This window comes from Pseudomonas oryzihabitans (assembly GCF_024652905.1).
GTDB classification, from domain to species: domain Bacteria; phylum Pseudomonadota; class Gammaproteobacteria; order Pseudomonadales; family Pseudomonadaceae; genus Chryseomonas; species Chryseomonas benzopyrenica.
In genome coordinates this window covers 2,942,548-2,960,395 of sequence record NZ_CP102428.1, presented here as the reverse complement: position 1 = coordinate 2,960,395, position 17,848 = coordinate 2,942,548, and the positions used below count along the sequence as shown (strand labels likewise).

General features: G+C 67.1%; 13 protein-coding genes. 7 read left to right on the top strand and 6 right to left on the bottom strand.

Features of this window, described 5'->3' with window-relative positions:
• The first annotated feature begins 169 nt into the window (after positions 1–169).
• Positions 170–655, top strand: a complete 486-nt coding sequence (locus tag NRG74_RS13680) for an FKBP-type peptidyl-prolyl cis-trans isomerase (RefSeq protein ID WP_017639847.1) — start codon at positions 170–172, stop codon at positions 653–655.
• Between the two features lie 483 nt (positions 656–1,138).
• Here the strand turns inward: NRG74_RS13680 and cysZ are convergent, their stop codons facing one another.
• Entirely contained in the window at positions 1,139–1,891 is a 753-nt protein-coding gene (gene cysZ / locus NRG74_RS13675) for a sulfate transporter CysZ (protein ID WP_257704487.1), read from the bottom strand.
• A 297-nt stretch (positions 1,892–2,188) separates the two neighbouring features.
• On the opposite strand from cysZ, the gene trxB reads away from it, so the two are divergent.
• Entirely contained in the window at positions 2,189–3,163 is a 975-nt protein-coding gene (trxB, locus tag NRG74_RS13670; protein WP_068382920.1) for a thioredoxin-disulfide reductase, read from the top strand.
• Positions 3,164–3,371: 208 nt separating this feature from the next.
• Here the strand turns inward: trxB and glyA are convergent, their stop codons facing one another.
• A complete protein-coding gene (gene glyA, locus NRG74_RS13665; RefSeq protein WP_257704484.1) occupies positions 3,372–4,625 on the bottom strand; it encodes a serine hydroxymethyltransferase in 1,254 nt (417 codons plus the stop codon).
• Positions 4,626–4,748: 123 nt separating this feature from the next.
• A complete protein-coding gene (locus NRG74_RS13660; RefSeq protein WP_307773949.1) occupies positions 4,749–8,942 on the bottom strand; it encodes an EAL domain-containing protein in 4,194 nt (1,397 codons plus the stop codon).
• A 211-nt stretch (positions 8,943–9,153) separates the two neighbouring features.
• Here NRG74_RS13660 and ettA point away from each other — a divergent pair, with 211 nt between their 5' ends.
• From ettA to modC, 4 genes are all read left to right on the top strand, one after another.
• A complete protein-coding gene (gene ettA / locus NRG74_RS13655; RefSeq protein WP_017639072.1) occupies positions 9,154–10,818 on the top strand; it encodes an energy-dependent translational throttle protein EttA in 1,665 nt (554 codons plus the stop codon).
• 124 nt (positions 10,819–10,942) lie between these two features.
• Positions 10,943–11,695: a molybdate ABC transporter substrate-binding protein gene (gene modA, locus NRG74_RS13650; RefSeq protein WP_257704481.1), complete on the top strand. Its 753-nt coding sequence runs from the start codon at positions 10,943–10,945 to the stop codon at positions 11,693–11,695.
• A gap of 4 nt (positions 11,696–11,699) precedes the next feature.
• The gene (gene modB, locus NRG74_RS13645) at positions 11,700–12,377 is read left to right on the top strand and encodes a molybdate ABC transporter permease subunit (protein WP_160924064.1); all 678 of its coding nucleotides are present in this window, start codon (positions 11,700–11,702) and stop codon (positions 12,375–12,377) included.
• The gene (gene modC, locus NRG74_RS13640; protein ID WP_160924063.1) at positions 12,374–13,450 is read left to right on the top strand and encodes a molybdenum ABC transporter ATP-binding protein; all 1,077 of its coding nucleotides are present in this window, start codon (positions 12,374–12,376) and stop codon (positions 13,448–13,450) included. The genes modB and modC overlap by 4 nt, the downstream gene beginning before the upstream one ends.
• On the opposite strand, the gene NRG74_RS13635 is transcribed toward modC, so the two are convergent.
• On the bottom strand, positions 13,442–14,368 hold the full coding sequence (locus NRG74_RS13635; RefSeq protein WP_160924061.1) for a LysR family transcriptional regulator: 927 nt from the start codon (positions 14,366–14,368) through the stop codon (positions 13,442–13,444). The two genes, modC and NRG74_RS13635, sit on opposite strands and share 9 nt — an antisense overlap.
• A gap of 137 nt (positions 14,369–14,505) precedes the next feature.
• On the opposite strand from NRG74_RS13635, the gene NRG74_RS13630 reads away from it, so the two are divergent.
• On the top strand, positions 14,506–15,402 hold the full coding sequence (locus NRG74_RS13630) for a DMT family transporter (protein ID WP_257704476.1): 897 nt from the start codon (positions 14,506–14,508) through the stop codon (positions 15,400–15,402).
• On the opposite strand, the gene NRG74_RS13625 is transcribed toward NRG74_RS13630, so the two are convergent.
• Entirely contained in the window at positions 15,375–16,307 is a 933-nt protein-coding gene (locus tag NRG74_RS13625; RefSeq protein WP_257704474.1) for an acetamidase/formamidase family protein, read from the bottom strand. The two genes, NRG74_RS13630 and NRG74_RS13625, sit on opposite strands and share 28 nt — an antisense overlap.
• Positions 16,308–16,333: 26 nt before the next feature.
• Positions 16,334–17,716, bottom strand: a complete 1,383-nt coding sequence (locus tag NRG74_RS13620; RefSeq protein WP_257704472.1) for an APC family permease — start codon at positions 17,714–17,716, stop codon at positions 16,334–16,336.
• Between the last annotated feature and the right edge of the window lie 132 nt (positions 17,717–17,848).

Genomic DNA, 17,848 nt, shown 5'->3' with positions numbered 1-17,848 from the left:
CGTGAAGCGGCCGTGGCGATTGCGTGACGGGCGGTCGCGCACCGTTGCAGGGGCGCCCTCCAGATGCCTCCGGGCGCCAGGGGACTGACCGAACGCATTCGCAATTGCTAAGTTGGACGCGTAGACTGATGCGTCATCCTAAATTTTTCCCAGCATGAAGGTTCTGGCCATGCAGATCGCGGCGAACACGGCAGTATCCATCGACTACACCCTGACCAACGACGCCGGCGAAGTCATCGACAGCTCCGCTGGTGGTGCTCCGCTGGTGTACCTGCAAGGCGCAGGCAACATCATTCCGGGTCTGGAGCGTGCTCTGTCCGGCAAGCAGGCCGGTGACGAGCTGAAAGTGGCCATCGAGCCGGAAGACGCCTATGGCGAATACACGCCCGAACTGGTTGCCACCCTGGGCAAGGAAATGTTCGAAGGCGTGGACGAGCTGGAAGTGGGCATGCAGTTCCACGCGTCCGGCCCGGACGGCGCCATGCAGATCGTCACCGTGCGTGACATCGACGGCGACCAGGTCACCGTCGACGGCAACCATCCCCTGGCCGGCCAGCGCCTGAACTTCGATGTGAAGGTGGTCAACGTGCGTGCCGCCAGCGACGAAGAAATCGCCCATGGTCATATCCATGGCGAAGGCGGTCACCAGCACTAAGCCTGGCGACAGCTTTCCACGACGCCCGTGTCCGGCCTTGCCGGCGCGGGCGTCGTCGTTTGTGGAGTCCGTGCAGGGGAGCGCCCTCACCCCAACCCTCTCCCAGGGGGAGAGGGGGCTTGTTTGGCGGTGTGGGCGGAGCGCGCCGTAGGTTGGGTTGAGGCGGCTCCATCGCCGAAGCCCAACAGCCAGAAACCATGGTATCCGGCGTGGTGGTCCGGAGTTGTTGGGCTTCGCTGCGCTCAACCCAACCTACGCGCAGGATAGCCGTAGGTTGGGTTGAGGCGGCCTTATCGCCGAAGCCCAACAGCTGGAAACCATGGTATCCGGCGTGATGGTCCGGAGTTGTTGGGCTTCGCTGCGCTCAACCCAACCTACGCGGAAGATAGCCGTAGGTTGGGTTGAGGCGGCTTTATCGCCGAAGCCTAACAATCAGGAGTCGCTGTCGGGATAGGGTGTGTTGGGACGTCCGGCAAGCAGGGCTCAGGAGCGCACCACCAGCGCCTTGTTGCCTTCCTCACGTACCCAGAACAGCGTCGCCCCGGCCACGGCGGCAGGCATGAACAGGGCGTTCAGGCCGGGCACCAGCAGCGCCAGGTAGGTCACCCCGCCAAAGCCCAGGCAGCGCAGGCGGCGGGTGCGCAGCCAGGCGAGCATGCTGCGGAAATCCAGTTTGTGGTTGTCGGCGGGAAAGTCGATGTACTGCACCGCCATCATCCAGACGCCGAACAGGATCCACAGCGGTGCGGCGATCAGGTTGAGACCGGGGATGAAGGTCAGCACCAGCAGGCCCAGGGCGCGTGGCAGGTAGTAGCCCAGCTTGCGCAGTTCACGCTGCAGGGTGCGCGGCACCATGGTGACCAGCTCGGTGAGATTGAAGGGTGGGAAATCATCCTGCCCGCGCACCAGTACCTCGACCTTTTCCGCGAGAAAGCCGTTGAAGGGCGCCGCCACCAGGTTGGCCAGCATCGTGAAGGTGAAGAAGATGATCGCCAGCAACAAGAGCACGAACAGCGGCCAGAGCAGCCATTCGACGAAGCCCGCCCAGGCCGGCAGGCTTGGCATCAGCTGCTCCAGCCAGCCCTCGAAGCCCCGTACGGCGAAGGTGAGGATGGCGGCGTAGAGCAGCAGGTTGATGGTGAGCGGGATGACCACGAAGCGGCGCATGCCGGGGCGGGTCACCAGGCGCAGGCCTTCGGCGAAGTAGGCGGAGCCGGACAGGGGAGCGACAGCCATGAACATTCCTGACAGGTGGCGGGAAGGCACAGCTTACCTCAGGGCGCCATTGGCGAAGCGGTCGACATAGGCGCGCCCTATGGTCTGGATTTAGAATGCTCGCTTCTATGGAAGGGCCATGCCCGTTAGGCTGAGCCCATCCTTGGACCCGGTGTCCGCCCGTCGACACCGGTCGCGCCCTCGCCAGGAGCGATGAGCGCTGCGGAACGGCTCCGCACGAACACCGGCCGGTACGCCTAGCGGCGCGCGGGCCACTTTACTCTTTGGTCTGCCGGAGACCCCGGCAGGGAGAATGTCATGTCTGAAGCCAGCACCACGCGTCATTCGCGTCTCATCATCCTTGGTTCCGGTCCGGCCGGTTACACGGCCGCGGTCTATGCCGCCCGGGCCAACCTCAAGCCGCTGCTGATCACCGGCATGCAGATGGGCGGCCAGCTGACCACCACCACCGAGGTCGACAACTGGCCTGGCGATCCCCATGACCTGACCGGTCCGGCACTGATGGAGCGGATGCGCGAGCACGCCGAGCGCTTCGAGACCGAGATCGTCTTCGACCACATCAATGCCGTGGACTTCGGTGGCAAGCCCTACACCCTCAAGGGTGACAGCGCCACCTACACCTGCGACGCCCTGATCATCGCCACCGGTGCCAGCGCCCGCTACCTGGGTCTGGCCAGCGAAGAGGCCTTCATGGGCAAGGGCGTGTCCGCCTGCGCCACCTGCGACGGCTTCTTCTATCGCAATCGCGAGGTGGCGGTGGTCGGCGGCGGCAATACCGCGGTCGAGGAAGCTCTGTATCTGGCCAACATCGCCAGCAAGGTGACCCTGATCCACCGCCGCGAGACCTTCCGCGCCGAGAAGATCCTGCAGGACAAGCTGCGCGCCCGGGTCGCCGAAGGCAAGATGGTGCTCAAGCTCAATGCCAGCGTCGACGAGGTGCTAGGTGACAACATGGGCGTCACTGGGGTGCGCCTGAAGAACAACGACGGCAGCACCGAGGAGTTGCAGGTGGCCGGTCTGTTCGTCGCCATCGGCCACACGCCCAACACCGCGCTGTTCGAAGGCCAGCTGGACAGCCACGACGGCTACCTGGTGGTGAAGGGTGGTCGCGAGGCCAATGCCACCGCCACCAACGTCCCGGGCGTGTTCGCCGCCGGTGACGTGGCCGACCACACCTACCGCCAGGCGATCACCTCGGCCGGTGCCGGTTGCATGGCTGCCCTGGACGCCGAGCGCTACCTGGATGGCTTGGGCGATCTGCAGGTCCTGTAAGCGCCTGATTGTCGCCTGACAACGAAAAACCCCGGCACTGGCCGGGGTTTTTCGTTTCCGGTGTCTTCCGGCCTGCGGCAAGACTGGCTTGGCTGCCTTGACGATCTTTCTGGAAATGCAACGAGCCCCGGCCGATTGGTCGGGGCTCGTTCTTTGGGGTTTCCCTCACCCCGGCCCTCTCCCTGGGGGGAGAGGGGAGGCGTGCCTCTTACTTGCCGTACACCGGCAGGCGGGCGCAGACGGCCTTGACCTTCTCGCGCACGGCATCGATCACCGACTCGTCGCCCATGTTGCCGAGGATGTCGCAGATCCAGCCGGCCAGCTCGCGGCACTCGGCTTCCTGGAAGCCACGGGTGGTGACGGCCGGGGTGCCGATGCGCAGACCGGAGGTGACGAAGGGCGAGCGCGGATCGTTCGGTACCGAGTTCTTGTTCACGGTGATGAAGGCACGACCCAGGGCCGCGTCCGCGTCCTTGCCGGTGATTTCCTGCTTGATCAGGCTGAGCAGGAACAGGTGGTTGTCGGTGCCACCGGAGACCACGTCGAAGCCGCGCTCGATGAACACGCCGGCCATGGCCTGGGCGTTCTTGATCACCTGCTGCTGATAGGTCTTGAACTCGGGCTGCAGGGCTTCCTTGAAGCACACCGCCTTGCCGGCGATGACGTGCATCAGCGGACCGCCCTGGGCGCCGGGGAAGACCGCCGAGTTGAGCTTCTTCTCGATGGCTTCGTTGGCCTTGGCCAGGATCAGGCCGCCGCGCGGGCCGCGCAGGGTCTTGTGGGTGGTACTGGTGACCACGTCGGCGAAGGGCACCGGATTGGGGTAGACGCCGGCGGCGACCAGGCCGGCGAAGTGGGCCATATCGACGAACAGGTAGGCACCCACGGTATCGGCGATGGCGCGGAAGCGGGCGAAGTCCAGCACCTGGGAGTAGGCGGAGTAGCCGGCGACGATGACCTTGGGCTTGTGCTCCTGGGCCAGGCGCTCGACCTCGGCATAGTCGATCAGGCCTTGCTCGTCGATGCCGTACTGGACGGCGTTGTACAGCTTGCCGGAGGAGGACACGGTGGCGCCGTGGGTCAGGTGGCCGCCGTGAGCCAGGCTCATGCCGAGGATGGTGTCACCGGCTTCGATCAGCGCCAGGTACACGGCCGAGTTGGCCTGGGAACCGGAGTGCGGCTGGACGTTGGCGTAGTCGGCGCCGAACAGCTGCTTGGCGCGGTCGATGGCCAGTTGCTCGACCACGTCGACGTATTCGCAACCGCCATAGTAGCGCTTGTGGGGATAGCCTTCGGCGTACTTGTTGGTCAGCACGCTACCCTGGGCTTCCATGACCGCCGGGCTGGTGTAGTTTTCCGAAGCGATCAGCTCGATGTGATCTTCCTGACGCTGGGCTTCCTGCTGCATGGCGGCATACAGGTCGGCGTCGAAGCGGGCGAGGGTGGTTTCACGGCTGAACATGGCGGCAGGGTCCCCTGAGGCATGGCGAAGAGCGAGCCCGGTCGGGCTCGTGAGGGGCAACATTCTACCCCATCGCGGGAACTCTGAGGTATGAGCGCCAGTCATGCGGTGGCGCCACCGGTCTCATGTCAGCACGGGAAACAGACCCTGACGTTCCAGGCGCTGGCGCAGCAGGTCCGGCGGCAAGGGGCGATCGAAGAGGAAACCCTGCACCTCGTCGCAGCCATGGGTGCAGAGGAAGTCCAGCTGCTCCTGCTCTTCCACCCCTTCGGCGATCACCGAGAGGTTGAGGCTGTGGGCCATGGCGATGATGGCCCGGGCGATCTGGGCATCCTGCTCGCCGTGGGGCAGGCCGTCGACGAAGCTGCGGTCGATCTTGAGGATGTCGATGGGGAACTGCTTGAGGTAGTTGAGCGACGAGTAGCCGGTACCGAAGTCGTCCACCGCGATGCACAGCCCCAGGCCCTTGAGTTCGCCCAGCAGTTGCAGGGCTTCGCCGACGTCGCGCATCAGGATGCTCTCGGTCAGTTCCACTTCCAGGCAGGCCGGTGCCAGACCGGTCTCGGCGAGGATGGCGGCGATGCGCTGGCCGAGCTGGCCATCGCTGAACTGGCGGGCGGAGAGGTTCACCGAGACCTTGGGGATGCGCACCTTGGCGGCGTGCCATTCGCGCATCTGCCGGCAGGCCTCGCGGATCACCCAGTCGCCCACCTGGACCACCAGGCCGATCTCCTCCAGCACCGGGATGAACTCCGCCGGCGAGACGTGGCCGCGCACCGGGTGCTCCCAGCGCAGCAGGGCCTCGACCCCGGTCAGGCGGCGGGTGTCGCAGCGATACTGCGGCTGGTAGTGCAGGCGGAACTCCCCCTGCAGGAGGGCATGGCGCAGATCGGCTTCCAGTTCCAGGCGTTCCAGGGCGCGGGCGTTCATCTCGGCCTGGTAGAACTGGAAGTTGTTCTTGCCCATCTCCTTGGCATGGTACATGGCCGTGTCGGCGTTCTTCATCAGCTGGCTGAGCTCGCTACCGTCCTGGGGCGACAGGGCGATCCCGATGCTGGCGGAGACGAAGAATTCGCGGCCTTCGAGGATGAAGGCTTCGGCCAGCTGGGTAAGGATCAGCTCGCCGACGCGGATCGCCTGGGCCAGGGCGGCCTCGCGGGTTTCCAGGCCGGAAAGCAGCAGGGTGAATTCGTCGCCCCCCATGCGCGCCACGCTGTCTTCGGTGCCGACGCAGGCAGTCAGGCGCATGGCCACCTCCTTGAGCAGACGGTCGCCGGCGGCGTGGCCGAGGCTGTCGTTGATCGGCTTGAAGCGGTCGAGGTCGAGGAACATCAGCACCACCCAGCTGCCGTTGTGGCGGCTCTGCTGCAGGGCGTTGTGCAGGCGATCCTGGAACAGGGTGCGGTTGGGCAGCAGGGTCAGGGCGTCATAGTAGGCCAGGCGGTGGATGCGTCTTTCGCTGGCCTTGCGCTCGCTGATGTCGACGAAGAAGCAGACATAGCTCATCAGGTCGCCGTCGTCGTCGCGGATGGCAGTGATGCCGACCCAGGAGGGGTAGGGCTCGTTGTCGTGCCGGCGCTGCCAGAGTTCGCCTTCCCAGCTCTCCTCGGTGCGCAGCTGCTGCATCACGTGCTGCAGCTGGTTGGCTTCCTGCTTGTCGGCGCAGAGCATCATCGGTTGCTGGTCGAACACCTCTTCGGGGCTGAAGCCGGTGATGCGGGTGAAGGTGCGGTTGACCCGCACGATGTAGCCCGCCGGATCGGTGACCAGGATGGCGCCGGCCGAGTGGTCGAACACCGTGGCCGCCATGCGCATGTCCTTGTCCGTGCGGCGCTGGGCGGAGATGTCGCGGCAGATGCCGAGCAGGCCGGCGAAGCGCTCATGGTCGTCCCACAGCGGCTTGAGGCGCAGCTCGATCTGCAGGGTATGCCCCTGGGCGTGCAGGCAGTCCAGCACCAGGGGCGCGAAGTGCTCGCGGCGCAACTCGGCCAGGGCGCGTGGATTGTCGAGGCTGCGCAGCAGCCGTTGCAGGGTGCGCCGGACCTCCTGCCACTGGCGCGAGTGCACCACCAGTTCGGCCAGGGTGCGCTGTTGCAGCTCACCGACGGGATAGCCGAGCAATTCCTCCACCGAGGGACTGATGTAGTTGAGCACCAGCTGGGCGTCGGTGGTGAAGATGACGTCGCTGATGCTTTCCGCCAGCTGCCGGTAGCGATTCTCGCTTTCGCGCAGGCGCTCGCTGGCCCGCACCATGTCGGTGACATCCAGGGCCAGCCCGACCACGCTCGCCGCGGTGCCGTCCGCCGCACGGGCAAGGCGCTGCTCGCGCACGTCGAACCAGCGCCAACCGCCGTTGCGGTGCTGCCAGCGCAAGAGACTGCTGCTGGGCTGGTCGGAGAGCGTCGGCCGCATGCTCACCACCCGCTCGTGCAGTTCGAGGTCATCCGGGTGCAGGCGCGCGCGACCGAGGCTGGCGAAGGCCTCCGGCGGATAGCCGAGCTTGAGTGCCAGTGAACGACTCTCGTAGGTCAGTTCGCCGCTGGCCACGTCATAGGTGTAGAGGGTGTCGGGGATGGCGCTGATCAGATTCGACCAGAAACTGTCGCGCTCGAGCAGGCGCAATTCGCCCAGCTTGCGCTGGGTGATGTCGTTGAGGCTGAGCAGAGTGGCGTCGAGGTGCCGGGGGTCGGCTGGCAGGTGCATGGTCAGCCAGAGGTGCCGTTCGCCCTCGGCGGTGCCGATGCAGGTCTCGAGTTCCAGTACCTGCTGACCGGAGAGCAGGCCGGCCAGCAGGCGGTAGCGCTTGCCGCCGAGCTGGACGCGGGAGTCACCTACCAGCCGCGCCCAGGCCTGGTCGAGGTGCTCGATGCCGAGCATTTCCAGGGCGCGCTGGTTGATCTCGGTGATGCGTACCTGGCGACCCAGGGTATCCAGCACATCGGGCTGGCGGGCGAACAACTCCGCCAGTTGCTCGGGGCGCTCCAGCCCCAGGTCGCGCATGCGGGGCCAGATGGCGCTCAGATCGACCACGCAGATGCCGGTGTGCACCCCGTTGAAGATGTTCTCATAGCGCTGGCGGGTGGTCTGGATGGTGTCCAGGTTGCGCTGCTGGTCGGTGACGTCGCGCAGCACCCAGACGAAACCGTCCTGGGTCTGGGTACGGTCACGCAGGACCCGGGCGCTGGGCTGGCTGTCCGCCAGGGCATGGCAACTGACCGTGAAACGGCGTGGCTGCCCCTCCACCGTCAGGCTGATCAGGGCACCACTGTCCCGCTCGGCGGGCGTCAGGGCAACCAACGGGGGCAACAGACTGGCGAGGAAATACTGCTGGGCGTCGTCGGGGGCGATGCCCAGCAGACGGCCGGCCGTGGCGTTGACATGGACCAGGCGGCCATCGGCCTGGGTCATGCAGACGGCTTCCTCGATGCCGTTCAGGGCGGTGCCCGCCAGGCGCAAGCCACGCCGCGAGGCGAGGGTGAGGGCACGTAGGCCCTGTTCTTCGCGCAGCAGCAGGTAGAGCAGGATGGCGGCCACCAGGCCGGACAGGCTGAACAGCGCCAGGCGGCCGAAGGAGGCGCCCAGCAACGTGGCGCCCACGTCTTCGTCGGGGTGGGTACCCACCACCTGCCAGTTGCTGTAGGCCAGCTCCTGGCGGACCTCGTCGATGCCGCTCGCCGCCGGGGTCGCGCCGACGTGGAACAGCAGGGTGCCCTGGGTGCGATCCTCCAGGCGCCAGTCGAGGCCCGATGGCACCCGGCTCGGCCGCCACAGGGATTCGAGCAGGGGCGCGCTGGTCAGCACCCACCAGCCGTCCTGCAGTTGAGGATCGCCGGCCAGCAGCACATAGAGAGGCGCGGCGCTGGCCTCGGCATTGTAGCCGTAGCGGAAGTCGGCCTGACCGCTGCGGGCGATCAGTTGCTGGATGAAGGCGGCGTCTGGCGTATCACCCAGGCGCGCGGCGCGCAGGTTGGCATTGGCCGGCAGCCAGCGCACCTGTTGCAGGCCGGGAAAGAAGTCCTTGAGACTGAGCAGCAGATTGGGCGCCAGCGGCAGGGTCGGATCCAGCGACCAGCGCAGGGTGCTGCGCACGGCCTGGGCCTTGAGCGCCAGCCCGAATTCGACGGTGTTGGCCAGTTGCCGGGTCAGGCCTTCCAGCTGTTCGCGACGCAGGGCCTCGCGCTCGGCCACGCTGGCGAAGGCCTGCCAGAACATCAGGGCCAGCATGGCCAGCAGCGAAAGGATCAGCAGACCGCGGGTCAGGCGTCGCGAGGAGGGGGCGAGCGGCTCTTCCGGCAGCGAGGAGGACGGGCTATTCACGACGGACTGCGTTCCTGCAGAGGCGATGGCCGTTCGGCTGCGCCCGGTTCCGCGGGGCAGGGATGGCCTATGATAAGGGACCGGACGGTGTCTCCGCCGGTTTTTTCCGCGTGATCAGCGTCGGCGCTTTCGTCGCGCGGGGTTTCGACAGCGTTCGCTGCTGACGCCATACTGTGTCCCCTGTTTTTCATTCCGGTCCCAAGGTTCTCCCATGGCTCAATACGTCTACACCATGCACCGGGTCGGCAAGGTCGTGCCGCCCAAGCGTGAAATCCTCAAGAACATCTCCCTGTCGTTCTTTCCCGGCGCCAAGATCGGCGTGCTCGGTCTGAACGGCGCGGGCAAGTCGACGCTGCTGCGCATCATGGCCGGCGTCGATACCGAGATCGAAGGTGAAGCGCGGCCGATGCCCGGTATCAATGTGGGTTATCTGCCGCAGGAACCGAAACTTGATCCCGAGCAGACGGTTCGTGAGGTGGTCGAGGAAGCGGTCGGTCAGATCAAGCAGGCCCAGGCCCGCCTGGACGAGGTCTATGCCGCCTACGCCGAGCCGGATGCCGACTTCGACGCCCTGGCCGCCGAGCAGGCCAAGCTGGAAGCCATCCTCCAGGCCGCCGACGGCCACAACCTGGAGCGCCAGCTGGAAGTCGCCGCCGACGCCCTGCGCCTGCCGGCCTGGGACGCCAAGGTCGGTGTGCTCTCCGGTGGCGAGAAGCGCCGCGTGGCGCTGTGCCGCCTGCTGCTGTCGGCCCCCGACATGCTGCTGCTGGACGAACCCACCAACCACCTGGACGCCGACTCGGTGGCCTGGCTGGAGCATTTCCTCCACGACTTCCCCGGCACCGTGGTGGCCATCACCCACGACCGCTACTTCCTCGACAACGTCGCCGGCTGGATCCTGGAACTGGACCGCGGCCAGGGCATCCCCTTCGAGGGCAACTACTCCGGCTGGCTGGAATCCAAGGCCGCGCGCCTGACCCAGGAAGCCAAGCAGGAAGCCGCCCACGCCAAGGCCATGAAGGCCGAACTGGAATGGGTACGCTCCGGCGCCAAGGCCCGCCAGTCCAAGTCCAAGGCCCGTCTGCAGCGCTTCGAGGAAATGCAGTCCCAGGAATTCCAGAAGCGCAGCGAGACCAACGAGATCTACATCCCCGCCGGTCAGCGGCTGGGCGACAAGGTCATCGAGTTCAAGAACGTCAGCAAGGGCTATGGCGACCGCTTGCTGATCGACGACCTGAGCTTCGTGGTGCCCAAGGGCGCCATCGTCGGCGTCATCGGTGGCAACGGCGCCGGCAAGTCGACCCTGTTCCGCATGATCATGGGCAAGGAACAGCCGGACGCGGGCAGCATCGAGATCGGCGACACCGTGCAACTGGCCAGCGTCGACCAGAGCCGCGAGAACCTGTCCGACACCAAGACCGTCTGGGAGCAGGTTTCCGACGGCTCCGACGTGATCAAGATCGGCAACTACGAGGTGCCCTCGCGCAGTTACGTGGGGCGCTTCAACTTCAAGGGCGCCGACCAGCAGAAGTTCGTCAAGGACCTCTCCGGCGGTGAGCGCGGGCGTTTGCACCTGGCGCTGACCCTCAAGCAGGGCGGCAACGTGCTGCTGCTGGACGAACCCTCCAACGACCTGGACGTGGAAACCCTGCGCGCTCTGGAAGATGCGCTGCTGGACTTCCCTGGCGCGGCCATCGTGATCTCCCACGATCGCTGGTTCCTTGACCGTATCGCCACCCATATCCTCTCCTACGAGGATGATTCCAACGTGGTGTTCTTCGAAGGCAACTACACCGAGTACGAAGCCGATCGCAAGAAGCGCCTGGGTGAGGCCGCGGCCCAGCCCAAGCGGGTCAAGTACAAGAAGCTGGCGTAAGCGTCCGCCGAAACGCCGCTGGGGAAACCCAGCGGCGTTTTCTTTTGTCTCGTTGCTGCGGGAGGCCTGAACGTTGTTTTCAGTGCCGTCAGCCTCACGCCCAACCCCTGATGGAGAAAACCCGATGCTGTCTAGCCGTTCCCGCCTGTCGCTGCTGCTCTCCGCGGCCCTGGCCACCCCCGCCCTGGCCGACGAGGTCCAGGTGGCCGTGGCCGCCAATTTCAGCGCGCCGCTCAAGGCCATCGGCGAGCAGTTCACCCGGGACACCGGTCATCAGCTGGTGATTTCCAGCGGCGCCACCGGCCAGCTCTATACCCAGATCAGGAACGGCGCGCCCTTCGCGGTCTTTCTCTCTGCCGATGACACCACTCCGGCCAAGCTGGAAAGCGAAGGCGCGGCGGTCAAGGGCTCGCGCTTCACCTATGCCATCGGCACCCTGGCGCTCTGGTCGCCCAAGTCTGGCTATGTGGACGGCGAGGGCGCGGTACTCAAGCAGAACGCCTTCACCCACCTGGCCGTGGCCAATCCCAAGACCGCGCCCTATGGCCTGGCCGCCACTCAGGTGCTGGCCAAGCTGGGCCTGACCGAGGCGGTGGCGGCCAAGCGGGTCGAAGGCCAGAACATCACCCAGACCTACCAGTTCGTCGCCACCGGCAATGCCGAGCTGGGCTTCGTCGCCCTGTCGCAGATCTACCAGGACGGCAAGATCAAGGAAGGCTCGGCCTGGATCGTGCCGGCCGCGCTCTATGAGCCGATCCGCCAAGACGCCGTATTGCTGGACAAGGGCCAAGAGCAGCCGGCGGCCAAGGCGCTACTGGCCTATCTCAAGGGACCCCAGGCGGCCGCGGTGCTCAAGGCCTACGGCTACCGGCAGTGATCCCATGACCCTGAGCGCGGCGGACTGGGCGGCGATCCGCCTGACCCTGGAACTGGCCAGCGTGACCACGCTGCTGCTGCTGGTGCTGGGGACGCCCCTCGCCTGGTGGCTGGCACGCACCCGCTCCCGGCTCAAGGGGCCCGTCGGCGCCCTGGTGGCCCTGCCGCTGGTCTTACCGCCCACGGTGATCGGCTTCTACCTGCTGCTGGCCATGGGGCCGGAAGGCTGGGTGGGGCAGTTGACCGAAGCGCTGGGCCTGGGTCGGTTGCCCTTCACCTTCGCCGGGCTGGTGGTGGGTTCGCTGTTCTATTCGCTGCCCTTCGTGGTGCAGCCGCTGCAGAACGCCTTCGAGGCCATCGGTCCACGTCCCCTGGAAGCGGCGGCTACCCTCAGGGCCGGCCCCCTGGATACCTTCTTCCATGTGGTGCTGCCGCTGGCGCGACCGGGCTTCGTCACCGCCGCCATCCTCGGCTTCGCCCATACCGTGGGCGAATTCGGCGTGGTGCTGATGATCGGCGGCAACATCCCGGGACGGACCCAGGTCGTCTCCACCCAGATCTTCAATCACGTGGAAGCCATGGAATATCCCCAGGCGCACCTCCTCGCCGGCGGCATGCTGGTCTTCTCCTTCGTGATCCTGCTGCTGCTCTATGGTCGCCGCGGGCGGTCGGCCTGGACATGAGTCTCGCGGCGAGATTCCAACTCGCGCACCCGGGGTTCACGCTGGACGTGGACCTGGCGTTGCCCGGCAGCGGCGTCACCGCGCTGTTCGGCCCCTCGGGCTCGGGCAAGACCAGCTGCCTGAGGTGCGTGGCCGGCCTCGAAACCGCGGCCCGCGGTAGCCTGGTGGTGGCCGGCGAGACCTGGCAAGACAGCGAACGCGGGCTGTTCCTGCCGCCGCACCGGCGCGCCCTGGGCTACGTCTTCCAGGACGCCAATCTGTTCGAGCACCTGGACGTGCGTCGCAATCTACTGTTCGGCTGGAGGCGGGTGGCACCGGGCGACCGGCGGCTGGCGCTGGAACAGATCGTCGAGCTGCTAGGCATCGAAGGACTGCTTTCGCGCATGCCGGCGCGCCTGTCTGGCGGCGAACGCCAGCGGGTCGGCATCGCCCGAGCGTTGCTGACCAGTCCGCGCCTCCTGCTCATGGACGAGCCCCTGGCGGCGCTGGACGCCGAGCGCAAGGCCGAGATCCTGCCCTACCTGGAACGCCTGACCCGAGAGCTGGCGCTGCCGATCCTCTATGTCAGCCACGCCCCCGACGAGGTGGCGCGGCTGGCCGATCACCTGGTGCTGCTGGAGCGGGGCCGGGTGCTGGCCAGTGGGCCGACCACCGAGGTATTGGCGCGCCTCGACCTGTCCATCGCCCTGGCCGAAGACGCCGGAGTGGTGCTGGAAGGGCGGGTGCTCGGCCATGACCCGGACTACGGCCTGCTCAGTCTGGGCCTGCCGGGCGAGCAGCGCGTATTGCTCGCCCATGCGCCGCTGCCGTCCGGGCAGGCGCTACGCATCAAGGTACTGGCGCGAGATGTCAGCCTGAGCCTGGAACGCCAGCACAGCAGCATCCTCAATGTGCTGCCCGCTACCGTCGCCGAGATCGCCCCGACCCGCTCGCCCGCCCAGGTGCTCTTGCGCCTGGACCTGGGCGGTACGGCGCTGCTGGCGCGGATCACCCGTTATTCGCTGGAGCGCCTGACGCTGCAGCCGGGCAGTCGGGTCTGGGCGCAGCTCAAGTCGGTGGCCGTATTAGCCTGAAGCTGCCGCAGGCCGGAGTCGCTCCAGCAGAAAATCCACCAGCACCCTGACCGCTGCCGGCAGCTGGCGATCCGGTGGATAGAGCAGCCAGGCGGTGCCCTGGTAGGGACCGAGGTATTGCCAGTCGGGCAGTACCCGCAGCAGGCTGCCGTCGGCCAGACCGGCTTCGGCGGCAAAGGCCGGCAGGCAGGCGATGCCGAGGTCGGCGAGGGTGGCTTCCAGGCGCACGCCGCTGTGATTGCAGGCCAGGCGGCCGCGCACCGTCACGCTTTCCACCCGGTCGCCGCGGCGCAGTTGCCAGCGCTGGTCGCCCGGAGTTTCGCCCAGGTACAGGCAATCGTGTTCGGCCAGTGCCTGGGGCTGCTGCGGCGTGCCGCGCCCTTTTAGATAGGCCGGGCTGGCGCAGAGCACGAAGTCCATCTCCCGCAGCGGTCGGGCGACGAAGCCGGCAGGCGGCTGCTCGGTGATGCGCACCAGCAGATCCTGGTCGTCGGCGATGGGGTCCAGCGGGCGGTCGTCCAGGCGCAGTTGCAGATCCACTTCGGGATAGCGCTGGAAGAAGTCCGGCAGCAGCGGCGCTATCAGCCGGTAGCCGACCGCCTTGGGCACCGCCAGCCGCACCTGGCCGCGAGGTTCTTCGCGGTGCTGCAGGCCACTGTCCAGTGCCGCGCCGGCGGCGGTTAGCAGTTGGCGGCAGTGGCCAAGCACCTCGCGGCCGGCCTCGCTCAGGCGCAGCTGGCGGGTGGTGCGCTGCAACAGGCGCACGCCCAGCTCCCGCTCCAGCCGCGCCACCTGGCGACTCACCGCCGAAGGCGTGGCGTCCAGCAGCCGGGCGGCGGCGGTGAAGCTGCCGGTCTCCACCACCTTGGCGAAGGCGACCATGCAGGGCAACAGGGGAAGGGCGCGCAGAAGGTCCATGCCGGAATCCATGGGAAGCAATGGGGCCGGGAAGACTGTCATTGCTTCCCCAGCGGAACAAGAGCTATGCACGCGAACGGGCTTATGGTGCCTACCTAGGGCGGGCACACTGGCGGCCTGTCCAAGGAGAAACCGTCATGTCGCAACGCCCCACCTTCGGCCTCGCCGAAGGCCTGCTGCTCGCCACCGCCCTGGTCTGGGGGACCAGCTACGCCGTGGTCAAGGACGCCGTGGTGCTCTATCCGGTGCTGGGCTACCTGGCGCTGCGTTTCTGCCTCACCGCGGCGCTGTTGCTGCCCACTCTGAGGGGCGAGGGCCGACGGGCCTGGCGACCAGGAATACCGACCGGTCTGTTGCTATTGGCGATCTTTCTCGCCGAGACCTATGGCGTGGCCCTGACCAGCGCCAGCAACGCCGCCTTTCTCATCAGCCTCTGCGTGGCCCTGACCCCCTTCGCCGAATGGTGGCTGCTCGGCCAGCGCCCCGAGGCCCGTGCCCTGGGCGCCGCGACGCTGGCGGTGGCGGGCGCCGGGCTGCTGACCCGTGGGGTGACCCTGAGCTTCAACCTGGGGGACGGCCTGATCCTGCTGGCGGCCGTATTGCGCGCGGTCAACGTCTGCGTGGTGCGCCGGCGCCTGCAGCAGGCCAGTGCCCCGGTGCCGGCCCTGGCGCTGACCGCGGTGCAGACCGGCGTGGTGGGCCTGGCCTGTCTGCTGCTGTTCGTCCTGGGCCCGGGTCTGGCGCCGCTGCCCATACAGCCAGGCTTCTGGCTCGCCACCGGCTACCTGGTGCTGTTCTGCACCCTGGGCGCCTTTCTCGCCCAGAACTATGCCCTGGGCCGCACCAGCGCCACCCGCGTCGCCCTGCTGATGGGCGCCGAGCCGCTGTTCGGCGCGCTGTTCGCCAGCTTCTGGCTGGACGAACGCCTGGGCCTCTGGGGCTGGCTGGGCGGCCTGCTGATCGTCATCGCCTCGCTGTGGGGGACGTTGCCGCGGCGGGCGCCAGACTATTCGAACACGATCCGCGGGAAATAGAAGCCAACCACCCAGTTGGGCACGTCGACGATCTCGCTGATGCGCAGGTCGCCACAGACCGAACAGAGCAGATAGGCCTGTTCCGCCGGCAGGTTGCGGGTCTGCCCGAGCCAGTCGATGGCGCCGCTGACGGCCATGCGCGCCGCAGCCAGCAGGTCCGGCCCGACGCCGGTGAAGACCTCGTAACCCGCGCCGTCGAGGTGGCGGGTGACCGGCCCCGGGGTGCTGAAGCGCGGCATGGCCAGCGGTTGCTGCTTGATCAGCTCGAAGGTCGCGGTGACCGCCATGGCGGTCTCGATGGCGGTGCCGCAGACCTCACCATCGCCCTGGGCAGCATGGGTATCGCCGATGGAAAACAGCGCCCCGGCTACCTCCACCGGCAGGTAAAGGCTGGTGCCGGCGGCCAGGTCGCGGATATCCAGGTTGCCGCCCACCCGCCGCGGTGGCACTACCGAGTGCAGACCTGGCGCAGCAGGAGCCACCCCCAGGGTGCCGGCGAAGGGTTTGAGCGGGACCCGCGCCAGCTCGCCGAAGGCGGCCGGTGTCTGCCCGCTGCGGTCGTAATGCCAGAGCTGCAGCACCGGGTCCGGAAACTGGTCGGCGAGCAGGCCGAAGCCGGGTATGTTGGCGGTCCAGCCAAAGCCGCTGGGGGTGAAGCTGTCCAGCGTCACCTTGAGTACATCACCGGGCTCGGCACCCTCGATCCACAGCGGGCCGCAGACCGGGTTGACCCGCTCGAAGGGCAGGGTGGCGACGTCGGCGGCACTGGAGTGGGCGTGGAAGTGGCCGTCCGCCGCGTCACGGCAGGCAAAGCTCACCGTCTCGCCCGGCGCGACCGCCAGCGCCGGGGCGAGGCTGTGATCCCAGCCGCAATGGCAGTGCTGGCTGTGCAGGGTCTTGATCATCGGAAGCCTCCGCGGGCGGGCAATGCCTAGTGGACGGCGTCATTGGCCTTGAATTCCGTGGTCCGACCGCTGAGTTTGAGAAAGGCCAGCACGGCCAGACCCAGCACCATCCAGCAGCTGCCGCCGACCTTGGCGTAGATGTCGGCGTTGAACAGCACATAGGCGAGGATGATGAAGCCGACCAGCGGGACCAGGGCGTACAGCAGCGGGCGACCGGCGCCGCGGTGATGCCAGGCCACTGCTACATGCAGGAGCAGGAAGGCGGTCAGCGCACCGAAGTTGCACATGGAGGCGAGCAGGTTGATCTGGCCGACAAAGAACAGTCCCAGCACCAGACTCAGAGCCGCCACCAGCAGGATGGCGCGCTGCGGCACCCGGGTCTTGGGATGGATCTGGCGCAGGAACTGCGGCAGCTGGCGGTCGCGGGCCATGGCGAACAGCAGCCGGGAGGTGGCGGCCTGGGCCACCAGGGCATTGGCGATGGCGGCACCGATGGCCACCGCCAGGGCGATCACCACCTGCAGCCAGGGGCCGGCGATCAGTCGGCCGATCTCGTAGAAGGCGTTGTTCGAGGCATCGGCGTCGGGGTACTGGATCAGGTTGGGTTGCAGCAGGGCGGCCAGCCAGGTCTGCACCATGAACAGCGCGGCCACCAGGGTCAGGGCCAGTAGGGTGGCGCGACCCACCACGCGGCTGCCGCCGCGGGTTTCTTCGGAGAGGGTGGAGATGGCGTCGAAGCCGAGAAAGGACAGCACCGCCACCGACAGGGCGCTGAAGATCAGCGGCAGGGAGAATTCCTGGGAGTTGTACAGCGGCTTCAAGGTCCATTCTGCGCCGTTGACCCCGCGGCTGATGGCCAGGGACGCCAGCACCACGAACACCAGCAGCACCGCCAGCTGGCCATAGAGGAACAGCCGGTTGGCGCGGGCGGTGGTCTCGATGCCACGCAGGTTGACCAGGGTGTTGAGGCCGACGAAGAAAACGATCCACAGCGGCTGGGGAATGGCTGGGATGACGTTTGCCATGGCGTTGGCGCCGATCACATAGAGCAGGGTGGGTACCAGCAGGTAGTCGAGCAGGATGGCCCAGCCGGCGAGAAAGCCCAGCGCCGGATGCAGGCCGCGACCGACGTAGGCATAGACCGAGCCGGCCACCGGAAAGGCGCGCGACATCTGCTGGTAGCTGACCGCGGTGAACAGCATGGCGACGAAGCCGATGAGGTAGGTGAGGGGCACCATGCCATGACTGGCATCGAACACCCCGCCAAAGATGGAGAAGGGGGCGATGGGCACCATGAACACCAGACCGTAGATCAGCAGGTCCTTCAGCCCGAGCTGGCGCTTGAGTTCCTGGGTGTAGCCGAAGCGGGCGAGGTCGGCGCTGTCGCCGGACGGAGCGTGCTGAGTCATGGGGGGCTTCCTCGAAGGGGCGGGGTAGACTCGACTCTAGGCCAGGGTGGACGCTGGCCCCATCCATAAAAGTGCTAGGTTTGCAGCAGCGCTGGCGTGACTGGCAGAACCTTTGCTTCGCGTTCCCCATCG